Annotated in this window: 18 protein-coding genes and 1 pseudogene; 7 read left to right on the top strand and 12 right to left on the bottom strand. The window is 69.7% G+C overall.

The features are described 5' to 3' along the window. The 10 genes and pseudogenes from AC07Y4_RS25305 to AC07Y4_RS25260 all read right to left on the bottom strand — a co-directional run. Positions 1–89 (bottom strand): annotated as a pseudogene (locus AC07Y4_RS25305) (electron transfer flavoprotein subunit beta/FixA family protein); the annotation flags it as partial. Between the two features lie 37 nt (positions 90–126). Beyond that, entirely contained in the window at positions 127–1,125 is a 999-nt protein-coding gene (locus AC07Y4_RS25300) for a Bug family tripartite tricarboxylate transporter substrate binding protein (RefSeq protein WP_487848130.1), read from the bottom strand. A gap of 52 nt (positions 1,126–1,177) precedes the next feature. Next, positions 1,178–3,133 carry an acyl-CoA synthetase gene (locus tag AC07Y4_RS25295; RefSeq protein WP_487848129.1) on the bottom strand — a complete coding sequence of 652 codons (1,956 nt, stop codon included), beginning with the start codon at positions 3,131–3,133 and terminating at the stop codon, positions 1,178–1,180. Between the two features lie 46 nt (positions 3,134–3,179). After that, entirely contained in the window at positions 3,180–4,178 is a 999-nt protein-coding gene (locus tag AC07Y4_RS25290; protein ID WP_495275271.1) for a Bug family tripartite tricarboxylate transporter substrate binding protein, read from the bottom strand. 33 nt (positions 4,179–4,211) lie between these two features. Continuing rightward, entirely contained in the window at positions 4,212–5,420 is a 1,209-nt protein-coding gene (locus tag AC07Y4_RS25285) for a CaiB/BaiF CoA transferase family protein (protein ID WP_487848127.1), read from the bottom strand. Positions 5,421–5,493: 73 nt separating this feature from the next. Next, positions 5,494–6,309 carry an oxepin-CoA hydrolase, alternative type gene (locus AC07Y4_RS25280; protein ID WP_487848126.1) on the bottom strand — a complete coding sequence of 272 codons (816 nt, stop codon included), beginning with the start codon at positions 6,307–6,309 and terminating at the stop codon, positions 5,494–5,496. Further along, entirely contained in the window at positions 6,306–7,448 is a 1,143-nt protein-coding gene (locus tag AC07Y4_RS25275) for an acyl-CoA dehydrogenase family protein (protein ID WP_487848125.1), read from the bottom strand. Before AC07Y4_RS25275 ends, AC07Y4_RS25280 begins: the two co-directional genes overlap by 4 nt. Before the next feature lie 11 nt (positions 7,449–7,459). After that, the gene (locus AC07Y4_RS25270) at positions 7,460–8,668 is read right to left on the bottom strand and encodes an acyl-CoA dehydrogenase family protein (RefSeq protein WP_487848124.1); all 1,209 of its coding nucleotides are present in this window, start codon (positions 8,666–8,668) and stop codon (positions 7,460–7,462) included. 18 nt (positions 8,669–8,686) lie between these two features. Next, a complete protein-coding gene (locus AC07Y4_RS25265) occupies positions 8,687–9,877 on the bottom strand; it encodes an acetyl-CoA C-acyltransferase (RefSeq protein WP_062478557.1) in 1,191 nt (396 codons plus the stop codon). Between the two features lie 32 nt (positions 9,878–9,909). Beyond that, complete coding sequence (locus tag AC07Y4_RS25260; RefSeq protein WP_487848123.1) at positions 9,910–12,045, bottom strand: 3-hydroxyacyl-CoA dehydrogenase NAD-binding domain-containing protein; 2,136 nt, start codon at positions 12,043–12,045, stop codon at positions 9,910–9,912. A gap of 157 nt (positions 12,046–12,202) precedes the next feature. Between AC07Y4_RS25260 and AC07Y4_RS25255 the strand changes: the two genes are divergently transcribed. Then, a complete protein-coding gene (locus AC07Y4_RS25255; protein ID WP_062478562.1) occupies positions 12,203–13,120 on the top strand; it encodes a LysR family transcriptional regulator in 918 nt (305 codons plus the stop codon). Here AC07Y4_RS25255 and AC07Y4_RS25250 read toward each other — a convergent pair. Continuing rightward, positions 13,105–13,347, bottom strand: coding sequence for a hypothetical protein (locus AC07Y4_RS25250; RefSeq protein WP_062478565.1), 243 nt, complete (start codon positions 13,345–13,347; stop codon positions 13,105–13,107). The genes AC07Y4_RS25255 and AC07Y4_RS25250 overlap by 16 nt on opposite strands. 47 nt (positions 13,348–13,394) lie before the next feature. Continuing rightward, positions 13,395–13,733 (bottom strand): Rieske (2Fe-2S) protein, encoded by a 339-nt coding sequence (locus AC07Y4_RS25245; protein WP_070060176.1) that lies wholly within the window; start codon positions 13,731–13,733, stop codon positions 13,395–13,397. Positions 13,734–13,908: 175 nt separating this feature from the next. On the opposite strand from AC07Y4_RS25245, the gene AC07Y4_RS25240 reads away from it, so the two are divergent. From AC07Y4_RS25240 to AC07Y4_RS25215, 6 genes are all read left to right on the top strand, one after another. After that, positions 13,909–14,652: a peptidoglycan-binding protein gene (locus tag AC07Y4_RS25240; protein ID WP_487848122.1), complete on the top strand. Its 744-nt coding sequence runs from the start codon at positions 13,909–13,911 to the stop codon at positions 14,650–14,652. A 148-nt stretch (positions 14,653–14,800) separates the two neighbouring features. Next, positions 14,801–15,010: a YgaP family membrane protein gene (locus AC07Y4_RS25235; RefSeq protein ID WP_095743567.1), complete on the top strand. Its 210-nt coding sequence runs from the start codon at positions 14,801–14,803 to the stop codon at positions 15,008–15,010. A 3-nt stretch (positions 15,011–15,013) separates the two neighbouring features. Next, positions 15,014–15,535: an RNA polymerase sigma factor gene (locus tag AC07Y4_RS25230; RefSeq protein ID WP_487848121.1), complete on the top strand. Its 522-nt coding sequence runs from the start codon at positions 15,014–15,016 to the stop codon at positions 15,533–15,535. 45 nt (positions 15,536–15,580) lie between these two features. After that, entirely contained in the window at positions 15,581–16,612 is a 1,032-nt protein-coding gene (gene pyrC / locus AC07Y4_RS25225; RefSeq protein ID WP_070060172.1) for a dihydroorotase, read from the top strand. Beyond that, a complete protein-coding gene (locus tag AC07Y4_RS25220; RefSeq protein ID WP_487848120.1) occupies positions 16,609–17,427 on the top strand; it encodes an NYN domain-containing protein in 819 nt (272 codons plus the stop codon). Before pyrC ends, AC07Y4_RS25220 begins: the two co-directional genes overlap by 4 nt. Next, positions 17,403–18,188, top strand: coding sequence for a DUF3025 domain-containing protein (locus AC07Y4_RS25215; RefSeq protein ID WP_487848119.1), 786 nt, complete (start codon positions 17,403–17,405; stop codon positions 18,186–18,188). Before AC07Y4_RS25220 ends, AC07Y4_RS25215 begins: the two co-directional genes overlap by 25 nt. Positions 18,189–18,202: the final 14 nt, after the last annotated feature.

Here is an 18,202-nt window from a genome sequence, read left to right as displayed (position 1 = left end):
TTGGCAATGTCCACCCCGGTGCCGTCGCTCTTGACGCGCACCTTCACGTTGTAATCGACGACCCGTTTGACAGGCACCAGAACTTTCATGGCTGTTCCTCTTGAATGACAAAAATGGGAAAAGGGGTTACTCGAGCTTGGCGCCCGATTGCTTGATCAGGCGCTCCCACACGGGGCGTTCCTGCTTCCAGGCCGCGGCGAAGAGCTCGGGCGAGCTCTCCTTGATCTCGAAGCCCATGGCCGCCACGCGCTCGCGCACGTCGGGTTGCTGCGTGGCCTTGCGCACCTCGTCGGCGATGCGGTCCACGATGGCCTTGGGTGTCTTGGCGGGCGCGGCAATGGCGAGCCAGCCGGTCACGCGGTAGGCCTCGTCCTTCAGGCCCTGCTCGGCCAGCGTGGGCACGTTGGGCAGCGTGCTCATGCGGCGCTCGCCGGTCACGCCGACGGCCTTGAGCTTGCCGGCGTCGATGTGCGGCTTGGCCGCGAGCGCGCTGGCGTAGGCCATCTGGATCTGGCCGCCGATCAGGTCCTGCACCATCGGCGCCTCGCCCTTGTAGGCGACGTGGTTCATGTCGGCCTGCTGCGTGAGGCTCATGTGCGCGCCGGCCAGGTGCGGGTAGGCGCCCACGCCGTACGAGCCGTAGGCGACCTTGCCCTTGTTCGCGGCCACGTACTTCAGCAGCTCGGGGCCGGTCTTGGCGGGCACGCTGGGGTGCACCACGAGCACCAGCGGCGCCATCGCGATCTGGTAGACCAGCGTGAGGTCGCGCTGCGTGTCGTAAGGCAGCTTCTCGTAGAGGAACTCGTTGGTCATGAGCGAGTTGCTCAGCGACAGCACGATGGTGTAGCCGTCGGGCGCGGCCTTGGCGACCGCGTCGGTGCCGATGATGCCGGCCGCGCCGGGCTTGTTGTCGACCACGAGGGGCTGGCCCATGCTGGCCGACATCTTCTGGCCCAGCACGCGCGCCAGCACGTCGGTTGCGCCGCCGGCCTGGAAGGGCACGACGAGGCGGATCGGCTTGTTCGGGTAGGGCGCCTGCGCATGCGCGGGGGCCAGCGCGAACAGCGCGGCGGTCGAGGCTGCGGCGCACAGCAGGGCGCGGCGGGTCGAGGGTTGATGGGTCATGGTTTGTCTCCCGTTCGGTTTCAGAAAATCGTTGTGAAGAAGCTGATCAAGATCACTTCAGCGCGATGCGCGTCTTGAAGGGCAGCGGCTCCAGGGCCTTGTGCAGCCGTTCCTGCAGTGCTGCGGCTTGCGCACCCGCCGCGGCGGCGTCGATCTGCACATGCACGAGGCTTTCGCCTTCGGTGCTCACCGCCGGCCGGGCCGCATCGCCCACGCCGAGTGCGGCGCAGACCTCGGCGACCGTGGCCGCCACCACCTGCCGCGCGGCCATGGCGCGCAGCTCGGGCTTGTAGATCTTGCCGACGTTGGTCATCGGCATCGTGGCGATCACCGACACCCACTTGGGACGGGCCGGTGCCTCGTCCACGCGCGCGGAGGTGAAGGCCAGCAGCTCGTCCTCGGTGGCCGAGGCGCCGGGCACCAGCGTCGCGAAGATCACGGGCAGTTCGCCCGCGTAGGCATCGGGCGCACCGACGGCGGCGCACAGCTGCACGGCGGGGTGCGCACCCAGTGCGTCCTCGATGGTCTTGGGGTCGATGTTGTGGCCGCTGCGGATGATCAGGTCCTTCGAACGGCCCGTGAGGTGCAGCCGCTCCTCGGCGTCCATCCAGCCCAAGTCGCCGGTCGCGAGCCAGCCGTCGGCCGTGAAGGCCTTGGCGTTGTCGGCCGGATCGACGAAGCCCGAGAACACGTTGGGCGACTTGAACAGCACCATGCCGGTCTCGCCTTGCGCCACTTCGCGGTCGCTGGCGTTGCCGTTCTCGTCCAGCGCCACGATGCGCACCTGCGCGTACGGCAGGCGAAAGCCGACGCAGCCCGCGGGCCCGTTCACGCCGGGCGGCGTGATGGTCGAGATGCCGGCCATCTCGGTCATGCCCAGGCTCTCGTGCACGTGCAGGCCGAACAGGCGCTCGAAGCGCGCGGCCAGCTCGGGCGAGAGCACGGCGGCGCCGGTGCGGCAGTAGGTGATGGAGGAGATGTCGGCGCCGTCCAGCGGCACGTTGGCCAGCGCCGCGAGCACCGTGGGCACGGCCGACAGCGAGGTCGGGCGGTACTTCTCGACCAGCTTCCAGTAGTTGGCCAGCACCTCCTTGTTGCGCAGCAGCGAGGGCGTCGGAATGATCACCTCCACGCCCGCCGACAGCGACGAGAGCGAGGCCGGCAGCACGCCCGCCACATGGAACAGCGGGTAGCCGTTGATCGAGATGCCCTGTTCGTTCATGCCCGCGAGCTGCACGCTGGCCCAGGCGGTGAACACCTGCGCGCCGTGGCTGTGGCGCGCGAGCTTGGGCGCGCCCGTGGTGCCGCCGGTGTGGAAGTAGGCGGCGATGTCGGTGGGCGCGATGTCGCGGCCGCTCACGAGGCGGTCGCTCGGTTGCGCGGCGCGCAGCACGTCGAACTCGGCCACGCCCTCGGGCAACGCACCCGCAGCGCCCGGCGCTTCGTCGTGCGGCGCCACGCGCAGCACGGTGGTGAGCGTGGGCACCTGGCCGCGCAGGCGCATGGCCTTCGACCACATGCCCGATTCCGCGTCCGAGCCGTAGGCGATCAGCACCTTGGCGCGCGCTGCGGTCATCAGTGCCACCAGCTTCTCGTCGGTGAGCAGCGGGTTCAGCGGCTGCACGATGCCGGCGGCCTCGCCGCCCCAGAGCGCGAGGTGGTACTCGAGGCAGCCGGGCAGCAGCACCGCGACCGCATCCTCAGGCCCCACGCCCAGCGTGTGCAGCAGGTTGGCCGTCTGGTGGATGCCCGCGAGCAGCTGCGCGTACGACCAGCGGATGGGTTCATCCGCCGGGTTGCCGCTGCGCAAAAAGGTCAGCGCGGTCTTGTCGCCGAAGGCCGCGCCGGAGTTGCGGAAGAGCTCGTAGGTGCTGCGCACCGTGAGCGCTTCGTCGAGCGGCGTTTCTTCCAGCCGCCGGATGTCGGCGAGACCGCGCACCGGGAACAGGGGGCGGAACGGCGCGCTGGCCGTTCCCGTGGGGTTGTTCTTGTCGTTGCCTGTTGTCATGTTGTCTCCTTGAGGGGTCTTGCCGGCTGCGGACGGAGGCCGTGTCTTACTGGTTCGTGATCTTGTTGTCGCGAATGACCTTGCCCCAGCGCTCGAAGTCCTGGCGCATGCGCGTGGCGGTCTGCTCCGGCGTGCCGTAGGCCGCGAAGGAGCCCACGCTCTGCAGCTTCTCGCCGACTTCCTTGTCGGCCAGCGCCTTCTTCAGCTCGGCGCTCATGCGGTCGACCACGGCCTGCGGCGTGCCGGCCGGGGCCAGCAGTCCGCCCCACGAGGTGGCGTCGAAGCCGGGGAAGCCCTGCTCGGCCACGGTCTTCACGTCGGGCAGCAGGCTCACGCGCTTGCCGGAGCCCACGGCGATCGGGCGCAGCGTGCCGGCGCGGATGTGCGGGATCACGGCCACGAGGTCGGAGAACATCGCGGGCACCTGGCCGCCGATCAGGTCGGTCACGGCCGGGGCGCTGCCGCGGTAGGGCACGTGCTGCATCTCGAACTTGCCGATGTTCTTCAGCTGCTCGGTCGTCAGGTGGCCGAAGCTGCCGGCGCCGGCGGTCGTGTAGTTGAGCTTGCCGCCGTCGGTCTTGGCCTTGGCGATCAGGTCCTGCAGGTCGTTCACGCCGGGCAGCACCTTCGGGTTCACCACCATCACGATCGGCAGGTCGTACACGGTGCCCACGGGCGTGAAGTTCTTGAAGATGTCGTAGGGCACGGTGCCGTACAGGTGCGAAGCCAGCAGCGTCGGCGTGGCCAGCATCACGAAGGTGTAGCCGTCGGGTGCGGCCTTGGCCGCGAAGGCCGCGCCGATGGTGCCCGAGGCGCCGCTGCGGTTGTCGACCAGGATGTTCTGCTTGAGCGACAGGGACATCTTCTGCGCCACGATGCGCGAGGCCACGTCGGTCGGGCCGCCGGGCGGGAAGGGCACGACCAGCGTGATCGGCTTGGTCGGCCAGGCTTGGGCGAAGGCGCTGCCGGCCAGCAGGGGAAGGGCCAGCGCGAGCAGGGCGCGGCGCACGGGGTTGCGGGGGGTACGGAGGAACGGGAAGGCCATGGATTTCTCTTCAGGGATGCGGGCGCTGCCTACTTAGACAACGCCATTCGTTTTCAGCGCTGCCAGCTTTTCATCCGACAGGCCGAGCAGGGACTTCAGCACGTCGTGCGTGCCTTCGCCCAAAGTGGGCGGCGCGCTGCGCACGGGCAGGCGCTCGCCATCGAAACGGTAGGGCGGCGCCAGCACATGGACCTCGCCGGCCACCGGGTGCGGCTGCTTGGTCACCAGGCCGGCGTCGGTCGCGCGCGGGGAGTTCAGCGCCTCCAGCAGGCCCAGCACTTCGCCGCAGGGGATGCCCGAGGCGTTGAGCTTTTCGAGCAACGCGGCGCGCGGGCGCTTCGCGAGTTCGGCGGTCAGCTCGGGCAGCAGCGCCGCGCGATTGGCCGAACGCAGGATGTTGGTCTTGAAGCGCTCGTCGGCGGCCAGGTCGGGGCGCTCGATCACCTCGGTGCAGAAGCGCATGAACTGCGCGTTGTTGCCCACGGTAATCACCAGCGGGCCGTCAGCCGCGTCGAACACGCCGTAGGGAACGATCGACGGGTGCGAGTTGCCATAGCGCGGCGGGTCTTCGCCCATCAGCAGCGCTTCGAGGCCGTAGTAGGCGGTGATCATCAGGCCGCAGTCGAACAGCGCCATCTCGATGTGGCGACCCGTGCCGGTCTTCTCGCGCTGGTAGAGCGCGGCCAGCACGGCCTGCGCCGAGTACATGCCGGTGAACAGGTCGACGGCGGCCACGCCGAACTTCAGCGGCGGCTGGTTGGCTTCGCCGTTGAGCGCCATCAGGCCGGCTTCGCCCTGCACCACGAGGTCGTAGCCGGGGCGCGCGGCCTCGGGGCCGGTGCGGTCGTAGCCCGAGATCGAGCAGTAGATGAGGCCCGGGTTCTCGTTGCGCAGCTGTTCGTAGCCCAGGCCCAGCTTGTCGATGCCGCCGAACTTGAAGTTCTGCAGCACCACGTCGCACTGCTTGGCGAGGTCGCGTGCGATCTGCTGGCCTTCGGGCGTCTGCAGGTCGAGCGTGACGGAGCGCTTGTTGCGGTTCACGCTGTTGAAGTAGGCGGTCTCGGTCTTGCCCACGCGCAGGCCCCAGTCGCGCGTGTCGTCGCCGCGGCCCGGGTGCTCGACCTTGATCACCTCGGCGCCCATGTCGGCCAGCACCATGCCGCACCAGGGGCCGGCCAGGATGCGGGACAGATCGAGGACGCGCACGCCGGCGAGCGGCAGCGAGGAATTCAGCGAGGGCATGGGAACAACTCCAGGAAAACGAAAGACCCCCGCATCTGCATCGGCATGCACACGCGGGGAGGGGCGCGGCGCGTCAGGACGCGTCGGGCTGGGGTGCGTGGCGCAACGCGACGAAGTCGGCCTTGCGCTTGCCGAGGAAGGCGCCGATGCCTTCGGCGGCTTCGGCATCGGCCTGCGACGCCACCATGTAGACCGCTTCGGCCTCGAGTTGTTCCTCGAGCGTTGCACGATGGGCCTGGCGGCACAGCGTCTTGATGCGTGCGCTGGCGCGCTGCGGGCCGTTGGCCACCTTGGCGGCGAGTGCGACGGCCTCGGCCAGCGCGCCGCCTTTGTCGGTCAGGCGGTTCACCGCGCCCATCGCGTGCAGGCGCTCGGCCGCGAGGCGATCGCCAGTGAGGCACAGCTCGGTGAGCAGCTGGCGCGAGACGAACTCCGCGAGGAAGGCCGTGGCGCCGCCGTCGGGCGTGAGGCCGACCTTGACGTAGGCCACCGTGTAGAACGCATCGCGCGCCGACACCAGCATGTCGCAGGCCAGCGCCATCGACAGGCCCGCGCCGGCCGCGCCGCCTTCGACGGCCGCGATCACGGGCTTGCCGCAGTCGCGGATCGCGCGGATCAGGTCGTGCAGGCCTTCGAGCTTCTCGCGGCGTTCGGCCTCGGGCAGTTCGCGGCGCTTGGCCAGCAGGTTCAGGTCGCCGCCCGAGCAGAAGAAGTCGCCCGCGCCGGTGAAGACGATGGCGCCCACCTCGGGGTCGTTCTGCGCGTCGGTGAGCGCGGCGGAGAGCTCGGCGTACAGCGTCGGCGTGATCGCGTTGCGCGCGGCCGGGTTGCTGTTGGTCAGGATGCGGACGGCGCCTTCCTGCGAGATGAGGACGGTCTTGTCCGTCATGCCGCGACCTCTTTGCCCAGAGCGATGTAGCGCTGCAGGTGGTGGTCTTCATCGCCGAGCTGGTGGTCGATCATCACGAGGCGCTTGGCGTAGTGGGGCAGCGGCAGCTCCCAGGTCATGCCGATGCCGCCGTGCATCTGGATGCTTTCCTCGGCCACCAGCGCACCGATGCGGCCGATGCTGAACTTGGCGGCCGACAGCGCGCGCTCGCGCGCCACGCGGTCGCTGCCGTCGATGGCGGCGGCAGCGTTGATCACGGCCGAGCGGGCCTGTTCGATCTCCAGCAGCAGGTCGGCCATGCGGTGCTGCAGGGCCTGGAAGCTGCCGATGAGGATGCCGAACTGCTTGCGCGTGCGCAGGTACTCGAGCGTGGCGGTCTTGGCGGCTTCCATCGCGCCCAGGGCTTCGGCGCACAGCGCGAGCACGCCGCGGCCGATGGCGCGCTCCAGCGTGGCGGCGCCCTGGCCTTCGGCGCCCAGCAGCGCGTCGGCGCCGAGCGTCACGCCGTCGAGCGTGAGTTCGGCCACGCGGCCCCCGTCGATCGCCGGACAGCCGCGCACGGTGAGGCCGGCAGTCTTCGCGGGCACGAGGAAGAGCGAGATGCCGGCTTCGTCGTCCACGTTGCCCGAGGTGCGGGCCGAGACCAGGAACAGGTCGGCCTGCTCGCCTTGCGGCACCACGGCCTTGGCACCCTTGAGCACCCAGCCGTCGCCACGGCGTTCGGCGGTCGTGGCCACGCGCGTGCGTTCGTAGTGCGTGTCGGCTTCGTCGTGTGCAAAGGCTGCCACGGTGGCGCCGTTGACGATGTCGCCGATCTTCTCTTTCTGCGCGTCGCTGCCGGCGGCGCTGATCGCCTCGCCGACCATCACGGCGCCCAGCAGCGGCTCGACCACGAGGCCGCGGCCCAGCGCTTCGAAGACCACGGCGATGTCGAAGCCGCTGCCGCCGAAGCCGCCGTCGGCTTCGCTGAACAGCGCGCCGATCACGCCGAGCTCGGCGAAGTTCTGGAAGATTTCCTTGCTGAAACCGTGCGCCGACTTCGCGATGCGGTCGCGCGCATCGAAGGCGTACTGCTCGGCGATGAAGCGGTTCAGGCTGTCGGCGAGCATGCGCCGGTCTTCGGTGTGTTCGAAGTTCATTGCGTCTCTCCTTACAGGCCCAGGATCATCTTGCTGATGATGTTCTTCTGGATTTCGTTCGAGCCGCCGAAGATCGACAGCTTGCGGTTGTTGAAGTAGCGCGACGCGGCGGCCTTGGCATAGGCCGGGCCGAAGGTCTCGCCGGTGAAGCCGTCCTGCAGTGCTTCGGCCACGAAGGGGCGGCCGTACACGCCCATGGCGCGGCGCGCGAGCGACGAGATCTCTTGGCGAATTTCGGTGCCGCGAATCTTCAGCATCGAGCTTTCCGCGCCGGGCACGCCGCCGCCGGCCACCGCCGCGATCACGCGCAGGTTGGTGGTCTTCATGTTCTCCAGGTCGATCTCGACGCGCGCCAGGCGTGCGGCAAAGGCCGGGTCGTCCGCCAGCGGCTTGCCGTTCTTGGTCTGCGACGCGGCGATGCCCTTGAGCTGTTCGAGCGCGGCCACCGAGAAGCCCACGCCCGCGATGTTGGTGCGCTCGTAGGTCAGCAGGTACTTGGCGCAGGTCCAGCCCTTGTTCTCTTCGCCCACGAGGTTCTCGGCGGGCACGCGCACGTCGGAGAAGAACACCTCGTTGACTTCATGCTCGCCGTCCAGCGTGATGATCGGGCGCACTTCCACGCCGGGCGAGGTCATGTCGACCAGCAGGAAGCTGATGCCTTCCTGCTTCTTCGCCTCGCGGTTGGTGCGCACCAGGCAGAAGATCATGTTGGCGTGCTGGCCCAGCGTGGTCCAGGTCTTCTGGCCGTTCACGATGTAGTGGTCGCCCTGCGCGTCGATGCCGCGCACGGCCGTGGTCTTCACCGCGGCCAGGTCGGAGCCCGCGCCGGGTTCGGAGTAGCCCTGGCACCACCAGTCGGCGCCGCTCAGGATGCGCGGCAGCCAGTAGCTCTTTTGCGCTTCGTTGCCGTACTTGATGAGCACCGGGCCCAGCATGTTGACGCCGAAGGGCACGATGCGCGGCGCGAAGGCCAGGGCGCACTCGTTCTCGAAGATGAACTTCTCGACCGCGGTCCAGCCGGGGCCGCCGTATTGCTCGGGCCAGTGGTTGGCGAGCCAGCCGCGCTCGTTCAGGATGGCGTGCCATTCCTGCATGTCGGCCTTTTCCAGGATCTTGCCGCCGCGCACCTTGTCGGACAGCCGCGCGGGCAGCTTGTCCGCCAGGAAGGTGCGCACTTCGCTGCGGAAGGCTTCTTCTTCGGTCGTGAAGTTCAGGTCCATCGCGGACTCCTCAATGAATCAATAAATTTCGAACAGGCCGGCCGCGCCCATGCCGCCGGCGATGCACATCGTGACCACGGCGTACTTGGCGCCGCGGCGCTTGCCTTCGAGCAGCACGTGGCCCGTGAGGCGCGCGCCGGTCATGCCGAAGGGGTGGCCGATGGAGATCGCGCCGCCGTTCACGTTCAGGCGTTCCGACGGAATGCCCAGCTTTTCCTGGCAGTAGATCGACTGCGAGGCGAAGGCTTCGTTGAGTTCCCACAGGTCGATGTCCTGCACCTTCAGGCCGTGGCGCGCGAGCAGCTTGGGCACGGCGAAGACCGGGCCGATGCCCATCTCGTCGGGCTCGCAGCCGGCCAGCGCCAGGCCGCGGAACGCGCCCAGCGGCTTCAGGTTGGCGCGCTCGGCGTCCTTGGCTTCCATCATCACGCAGGCCGAAGCGCCGTCGGACAGTTGCGAGGCGTTGCCGGCGGTGATGAACTTGTCGTCGCCCATCACGGGCTTGAGCTTGGCCAGCGCCTCGTAGGTGGTGCCGCGGCGGTTGCAGTTGTCTTCGGTGGCGGTGACTTCGCGGTGGGTGACCTCCTTGGTCTCCTTGTCGGTCACGGCCATCGTGGTGGTGCAGGCCACGATCTCGTCCTTGTAGCGGCCGGCCAGCTGCGCTTCTTCGGTCTTGCGCTGGCTCTCGGCCGAGAAACGGTCCTGGGCTTCGCGGCTGATGTTGTAGCGCTTGGCCACGATGTCGGCGGTGTCGATCATCGCCATGTAGAGCTCGGGCTTGTGCTCGACGATCCACGGGTCCAGGCTGAGGTCGCCACCGTCGCCGGGGCTGCGGCCGCGGATCTGCGAGATGCTTTCCACGCCGCCCGCGATCATGGCCGGCGCGCCGTCCACCACGATGCGGCCGGCGGCCATGGCGATGGCCTGCAGGCCCGAGGCGCAGAAGCGGTTCACGGTGGTGCCGGCGATGCTGATGGGCAGGCCCGAGCGGATGATCGACTGGCGCGCGATGTTGCGGCCGGTGGTGCCTTCGGGGTAGCCGCAGCCGAGGATCGCGTCCTCGATCAGCGCCGGGTCCAGGCCCGAGCGCTCGACCGCGGCCTTCACCGCGAACGAGGCCAGCGTGGCGCCGGAGGTGATGTTGAATTCGCCGCGGTGCGCCTTGGTGAGCGGGGTGCGGGCGGTAGAAACGATGACGGCTTCACGCATGGGGTTGTCTCCTGGACGGTGGGCTCTAACGGTTACTCGGATTGATTCAGGCTGGCGAAATCGGCGCCGCGTTCGACCAGCTCCACGAGCAGCGGCGACGGCTTCCAGAAAATCGGATCGGCCTTGGCGAACTCGCGGATGTCGGCCAGCACCTTGGGCAGGCCCACGGTGTCGGCGTACTTCATGGGGCCGCCGCGGTGGCGCGGGAAGCCGTAGCCATAGAGGAAGGTCACGTCCACGTCGAGCGGGCGCAGCGCGATGCGCTGGAGCACGACATTGGCGCCTTCGTTGACCATGGCGGCCATGTAGCGGCGCAGGATTTCTTCTTCGGTGAATTTGCGCGGCGTGATGCCGGCGCGCACGCGCTCGGCGTCGATGATGGCCAGCACCTCGGGGTCAGGCACGCCGGTGCGCGCGCCTTCGGGGTACAGGTAGTAGCCGCGCTGCGTCTTCTGGCCGAACCAGCCGCGCTCGCAGATGCGGTCGGCCACCTGCACGTAGCGCGCCTGCGGGTCGCGCGTGGCGGCCTTGCGCTTGCGCGTGGCCCAGCCGATGTCGCCGCCGGCCAGGTCCGACACCTGGAACGGGCCCATCGGGTAGCCGAAGTTGCGCACGGCCGCGTCGATGTCGTAGGGCGAGGCGCCGTCTTCCATCATGTGGTCGGCGGCCTGGCGGTACACGGCCAGGATGCGGTTGCCGATGAAGCCGTCGCACACGCCGGCGCGCACGGGCACCTTCTTGAGCTTCTTGGCGAGTTCGAAGCCGGTGGCGACCACGTCGGCGCTCACCTTGGCGGGCACCACGATCTCCAGCAGCTTCATGATGTTGGCGGGCGAGAAGAAGTGCAGGCCCACCACGTCCTGCGGACGCGAGATGCTGGCGGCGATCTCGTCGATGTCCAGGTACGAGGTGTTGGTGGCGAGCACGGCGCCCTTCTTGCACACGCGGTCGAGTTCGGCGAACACGGCCTTTTTGACGCCCATCTCCTCGAACACGGCCTCGACCACGATGTCGACATTCGCGAAGGCGTCGTAGCTCGTCGAGCCCGAGAAGCGCGCCATCACGGCGGCCTTGGCCTCGGGGGTCATGCGGCCCTTGGCGATGAGGCCGTCGTACACCTTCTCGACGTGCGCACGGCCGCGCGCCAGGCTGGGCTCGTCGCGCTCGACCATGGTCACGGGCAGGCCCGCGTCGAGCATGGCCACGGCGATGCCCGCACCCATGGTGCCGCCGCCCACGATGCCGGCCGAGGTGAGCGCGCGCGGGCTGGCCGAGCGGGTCTCGGGCGCCTTCAGCACTTCGCGTTCGGCGAAGAAGGCGTGGATCAGGCCGGCGCGCTGCGGGCTGTCGATGCACTGCAGGAACAGCTTGCGCTCCAGCGCCATGCCTTCGTCGAAGGGCAGCGTGAGCGCGCCTTCGACCGCTTCGATGATCTTCATCGGCGAGAACAGGCCGCGGCTCTTCTTGGCGGTGTCGGCGCGCGCGGCCTCGAGGGCGGCGCGGGCGGCGTCCTTGTCGGCCAGGCCGGCGGCTTCGCGCGTGCGGCGCACCGGGGCGTTGGCAGCGACGAGTTCCTGCGCGTAGGCGAGGCCTTCGGCGCGCGCGTCGGCGTCGGTGCCGAGGCGATCCACGAGACCGAGCGTCAGCGCTTCCTTGGCGCCCGCATGGCGGCCGCTGAGCATCAGTTCGAGCGCGGGCTTCACGCCGATCAGGCGCGGTGCGCGCTGCGTGCCGCCCGAGCCGGGCAGCAGGCCCAGCGCCACCTCGGGCAGGCCCAGCTTGGCGGTGGGCGCGGCGAGGCGGTAGTGCGCCGACAGCGCAATTTCCAGCCCGCCGCCGAGTGCGGCGCCGTGGATGGCGGCGACCACCGGTTTGGTGCAGTTCTCGATCTTCAGGCAGACCTCGGGCAGCGAGGGTTGTTGCGGCGCCTGGCCGAACTCGCGGATGTCCGCGCCGGCGATGAAGTTGCGGCCCGCGCCGACGATCAGCACCGCCTTGGCGCCGCTGTCGGCCTCGGCCGCATCGATGGCGGCGGCCAGGCCGCGGCGCACGTCCACGCCCAGGGCGTTGACGGGCGGGTTGTCGATGGTCACCACGCACACGTCGCCTTGACGCTGGAAGGTGACGGGACCGTTGGACGTGGAAGGGCTGGGAGTGGGGGTGGCCATGTGCGTGTCGCTTGTCTCTTGCTTGCGTGGCAGGCCCTCGTGAAGTCTCGAGGGGTCCGGGGCTCTGGGGAGCCCTGCATTCTTGGCCGGCATCGCTGCTTTGACAATTGCATAGGTGGTTGACAGACTGTCAAAGAATTTTTGACACAATCCGCCCATGGACCTGCAATCGCTCACCCTGCTGGTGGAAATCCTTGACGCGGGCAACCTGAGCGCGGCGGCGCGCCGGCTCAAGATGACCCGCGCCAACGTCAGCTACCACCTGAACCAGCTGGAGCGCTCGGTGGGCGCGCAACTGATCCGGCGCACCACCCGCCGCGCCGAGCCCACCGAGATCGGGCTGCGGCTGTACCAGCACGGCGTGGCCATCCAGGGCGAGCTGCTGGCGGCGCGCGAGTCGGTCACCGCGCTGGGCGAGGGCCTGCAGGGCCGCGTGCGCCTGAGCGTGCCCAGCGGCTACGGCCAGCTCGTGATGGCCGACTGGCTCATCGACTTCAAGCGCCAGTACCCCGGCATCGTGCTCGACGTGGTGTTCGAGAACCGCATCGAAGACCTGCTGCGCGACGAGGTCGACATCGCCATCCGCGTGATCCCCGAGCCGCCGCAGAACCTCGTGGCGCGCGAGATGGGGCCGGTGCGCTACGTGGCCTGCGCCACGCGCGCCTACGCCGAGCGCCACCCGCTGCCCGTGCAGCTGGACGCGCTGCGCGCCACGCCGGTGGTCACGGCCGCCGTCATCGGTCGGCAGCTGCGCATCTCGGCCTACCAGGGCGAGACGCGGCGCGAGGTGATCCTGGAGCCGACGCTGATCTCGGAAAACTTTCTGTTCCTGCGCCAGGCCATCCTCGCGGGCCTGGGCGTGGGCCTCGTGCCCGACTACGTGGTGCAGGAAGACGTGCGCCGCGGCGACGTGGTGACCACGCTGGACGACTGGCGCCTGTCGATCTTCGGCACCCAGATGTTCATGCTCTACATGCCGAACCGCCAGCACACGCGGGCGATCCGGACGTTCATCGATTTCATCCTGGCGCGGGTGCGGCCGGAAGAAGCCGAAGAAGCTCAGTCGCAGCGGTAGACGACTTCGCCTGCCGGCACACCCTGCGCCGGCACCTCCGACAGCGTGCTGCTCAAAAAGCGCATCGGCGCGCCGAAGTTGCGGCAGTAGTTCTCGGCGTCCTGCGCCGTGGGCGACTTGAACACGCCGTCGGCCAGGAAGGTGACGCGCGGCGCGGGTCGCGAGACGCAGCCCGCGCCGATGAGCAGGGCCGGAACGAGGACGGAGACAGCAGCGAATCGGCGCATGGGGCAGGGCGGAAAGAAGAGGCCGCGACTGTAGCCGCTCGGCGGCGTCAGTCGGCCAGCCACACGCTGCCGTCCGCCGCCTCGCGCAGCGCCAGCGGCGTGAGGCGCGCACCGCGGCAGGGGCCGCCCACGCAGCGCCCGGTGTCGGGCTCGAAGATCGCGCCGTGCCGCGCGCACATCAGATAGCGCCCGGAGCTTTCGAGGATCTGGCCTTCGAAATCGAGCGGGCCGCCGGCGTGCGGGCACTGGTTCAGGTAGCCGTGCACGGCGCCCTGCCAGCGCACCGCGAAGGCCGGCGCGCCGCCGGGCGCGGTGAACAGGGCCGCGAGGCCGCCGTCGGCGAGTTCGGTGGCGATGGGCTGGGCGGTCGGGGCGGGCGCGGTCATGGGGAGCGAGCCTACCAAGGTCCGCCACGGGGCTGGCGCCCGGGGGAAACCTCCGTGGCATCACATGTTCCGGCTATGTCATCCGACCAATAGACGCAGGGGCGTGCCGTTTTCACAATGCATCCGCTCGCTTTCCTTCGTCCGTGCATCCTTGTCTCAAGGGGGATTCCCACCGATGAGCACGCTGAAACAGGGCTGGCGCGGGGCCGATGTCCGTCGCCTGCAGGAGGCCCTGAACCGCAAATTGCAGCCCAGCCCCGGCCTCGCGCCCGACGGCGACTACGGCCCCGTCACCCGGGCGGCCGTGCTGCGCTTGCAGGCCGCGCACTGGCTGTGCGAGGACGGCGAAGCCGGCCCCTGCACCCGCAACGTGGCCTTCGACAACGAAACCCACGCGCCGCTGCTGCACCCCGTGGCGTTGATTCCGCAGCCCGTGCCCGCGCTGTGCTGGGCGGCCGCCACCGCGATGCTCACGCGCGCCACCGTGCAGACCGTGGTGGCGCGCACGCCCTGCGAGTTGATGGGCGCCGACGGCGCCTTGCGCCGCCGCGTGGACAGCGACCGCCATGCCCAGGGCAGCGACCCCGATGACGACGACAACCGCCGCTTCGCCGCCGCGCACGGCCTCACGCTGCGGACCCACGGCCCGTGGACCGTCGCCGCGCTGCGCACCGCGCTGCACGCCGGGCCGCTGATGTTCGACCTGCGCTGGGGCGCCAAGGGCGGCGCGCCCGCCGGCCAGCCGGGCCACATGGTCGTGCTCGCGGGCATCCGCGGCGACAACGACCCCGGCGGGGGCGGCACCACGCTGCGCCTGTTCGACCCCTGGCCGCCGGGCCGGGGCGCGCGCAGCTCGACCAGCCATGTGCGATGGATGCAGGCCGTGGCCGATCGCATCTGCGGGGTGTTCCAGCGGTAGTGGCGCCTGACTGCGGTGGCCGTTGGCACCGGCGCATGAAAAAATCCTGACTTTCCGCGAACCGTTTCGGCGGGTGGCCGCCTCTTTCCATGCGGGAGGGGCGTTCTGCTCCCCCGCATTCACACGTCACGGATCGAAGGAAACCACCATGCTCTACGTCAAGAATGTTCCCGGCTGGGAACGCGCCCTGCGCATCGCCCTGGGCCTCGCCGGCCTCGCCTTCGCCGCCATGAACTGGCCGGCGGATGCCATGGCCGTCGCGGTCGGCCTCATGGGCGCGATGCTGGCCCTCACCGGGCTGGTCGGCTTCTGCCCGATGTGCGCGATGGTCGGGCGCACCCTCGACAAGGGCCGCTGACCCATGCCCACCGCAGCGATCGACCGCACCTGCCTGATCCTGGCCGCGCAGACCGGCGACCCCGTCGCCCTCGAGGGCCTGCTCGCCGCCTGCCAGACCGACGCGCGCCGCTACGCCCGCCGGCACTGCCAGGCCAGCGACGTGGATGACGCCGTGCAGGAATCGCTGCTCGTGGTCGCGCGCCGCGTGCGCGGGCTGCAGGCGGCTGCGGCGTTCTCGTCGTGGCTGTTCACCGTCATCCGGCGCGAATGCCTGCGCCTGCAGCGCGCGATGTTCCGCCACGACCCGCTCGACGAAGACGTGGTCGAACGCCAGCTCGCGGCCCGCAGCGACCACGCGCTGCGCATCGACCTGGCCCACGCGCTCGAATCGCTGCCGGCGCACTACCGCGAGGTCGTGCTGCTGCGCGACTTCGAGGAACTCACCATCGCCGAGATCGCCGAACGCCTGGGCGAGCCGGCGGGCGCCGTGAAGAGCCGGCTGCACCGGGCGCGCCTGCTGGTGCGCGAGTACCTGCTGGGGTAGCCCGGGGGTGCTTCGGTCGAGGGGCGATGCGACAATCTCGCCGCAATGACAGACACCCTCACGATCACCCGCCCAGACGACTGGCACCTGCACGTGCGCGATGGCGCCGCCCTCGAAGCCGTCGTGCCCCACAGCGCCCGCCAGTTCGGCCGCGCGCTGATCATGCCGAACCTGCGTCCGCCCGTGACCACCGCCGCCCAGGCCGTGGCCTACCGCGACCGCATCCGCGCCGCCGTGCCCGCGGGCACGTCCTTCGAGCCCGTGATGTCGCTCTACCTGACCGACAAGCTGCCGCCCGAAGAAATCGCGCTGGCCGCCGAAGCCGGCGTGCGCGCGCTCAAGCTCTACCCGGCCGGCGCCACCACCAACAGCGATGCCGGCGTGACCGACATCCGCAAGACTTACAAGACGCTCGAGGCCATGCAGAAGCACGGCCTGCTGCTGCTGGTGCACGGCGAAGTGACCGACCCCGCCATCGACCTGTTCGACCGCGAAGCCGTGTTCGTCGACCGCGTGATGATCCCGCTGCGCCGCGACTTCCCCGAACTCAAGGTGGTGTTCGAGCACCTCACCACCAAGGAAGGCGCCCACTACGTGCGCGACGCCGACCGCTTCACGGCCGCCACCATCACGGCGCACCACCTGCTGTACAACCGCAACGCCATCTTCACCGGCGGCATCCGCCCGCACTACTACTGCCTGCCCGTGCTCAAGCGCGAGACGCACCGCGTCGCGCTGGTCGAGGCGGCCACCAGCGGCAGCGACCGTTTCTTCCTGGGCACCGACAGCGCGCCGCACCCCGCGCACCTGAAGGAACATGCACTGGGCTGCGCCGGCTGCTACACCGCGCTCACCGCCATCGAGCTGTACGCCGAGGCCTTCGACAGCGTGAACGCGCTCGACAAGCTCGAAGGTTTCGCCAGCTTCCACGGCCCCGACTTCTACGACCTGCCGCGTCACACCGACACCATCACGCTGAAGCGCGAAACCTGGACCCTGCCCGAGACCGTGCCCTACGGCGAAGCCACGCTCAAGCCGCTGCGCGGCGGCGAGACGGTGAACTGGAAGCTCGCATGACGGCGCCGGTGCCCCTGTCGTCGCTGCGCGTGATGCTGCTGATCGACGCCGACAACGTCTCGGCCGACGTGATCGAGCAGGCCGTGCAGCGCACGATGGAGGACTACGGCGCCATCCATGTGCGCCGCGCCTACTGCAACGCCGAGATGGCCGTGAACCGCCAGGCGCTGTTCAAGCGGCTGTCGGTGCGGCCCATGGTGAACCTGTCGGCGGGCAAGAACAGCACCGACATCGCGCTGGCCGTCGACGCCATCGACCTCGTGATCGCCGAGCGGCCCGACGTGGTCGTGCTGGTGTCGTCCGACTCCGACTTCGCGCCGCTCGTGATCCGCCTGCGCGAAAAGGGCTGCCGCGTCTGCGGCATCGGCCAGCAGGGCAAGACCGGCGAAGAGACCGTCGGCATCTACGACAGCTTCATCGACCTCGCGCACCACGGCATCAAGCCGGCCGTGCGCACCGCGCCGGCCAAGAAGGTGGCGGCTGCGAAGAAGACGCCGGCCGCGAAGACCGCCCCCGCGAAGAAGGCTGCGGCCAAGACCGCGCGCAAGACGACGGCAAAGACGGCCAAGCCGGTGGCACCGCCACCGCCGCAGCAGCCTGAAATCTCCGAAGCCGCCGAGTTCATCCTGCAGGCCGTGCCCGCGCTGCGCCGCGGCACCGACGTGCCGCTGAACGACGTGGCCAAGGCCCTGCGCACCGCTGGCCTGCTCAGCAAGAGCGGCAGCTCGCTCAAGCTGTTCGACAAGCTCACGGGCGAGTTCGCGGTGATGCAGCACCCCGACCGCATCCGATGGACGGGGGCGCCCGCGCCTTGACCCCGGGCCTGCCAGCGGTCGCGGCCATCGAGTGGGCCGCACCCTGGCTGGCGCCGTACCGTGATCCCGGCGAAGCCGTGGCGCGGACCATCGCACAGGGTGGCACCGTCGCCGCCGCGCTGCAGGCGGCCAAGCCACCCGCCGTGCCCGACTTCGTCACGCAGGACGCGCTGCCCGAAGGCCAGGCCTACGAGGCCCACATCTTCCGCACGCGCACCGTGCCCACGCGCGACAACCTGCACGACTTCTTCAACGGTCTGGTCTGGCTGGCTTTCCCTGAAACCAAGCGCCGGCTCAACGAACTGCAGGCCGCCGAGATCGCACGCGCCGGCGTCGGCGCCACGCGCGGGCCGCTGCGCGATGCGCTCACGCTCTTCGACGAGAACGGCGCGGTGCTCGATGCGCCGCCTGCGCTGTGGGAGGCGCTGGTGGCGCGCGACTGGCAGGCGCTGTTCGTCACGCGGCGCAGCCTGTGGCACGAGGCGCGCCTGCTGCTCTTCGGTCATGCGCTGCTTGAAAAGCTGGTGGTGCCGCGCAAGCCAATCACCGCGCATGTGCTGCTGACGCACCGCGCGACCGGCGCCGCCGCTCTCAACGATGCGGCAATCGCCCGAAGCATCGGTGCGAAAAGGCTCGAAGCCAAGCCTTTCGTTCCCCTGCCGGTGCTCGGCGTGCCCGGTTGGTGCATCGAGAATGACGCGGCTTCGTTCTACGCCGACCCGCAGGTCTTTCGACCGTTGCCGGGCTCGTCGGCAGGCTGAAGCCACGCCAGCAC

The sequence above is a fragment of the Variovorax sp. GW460-12-1-14-LB1 genome (assembly GCF_059423605.1).
The sequence above is the reverse complement of the archived record's forward strand: the minus strand, read 5'-3'. Positions and strand labels throughout refer to the sequence as shown.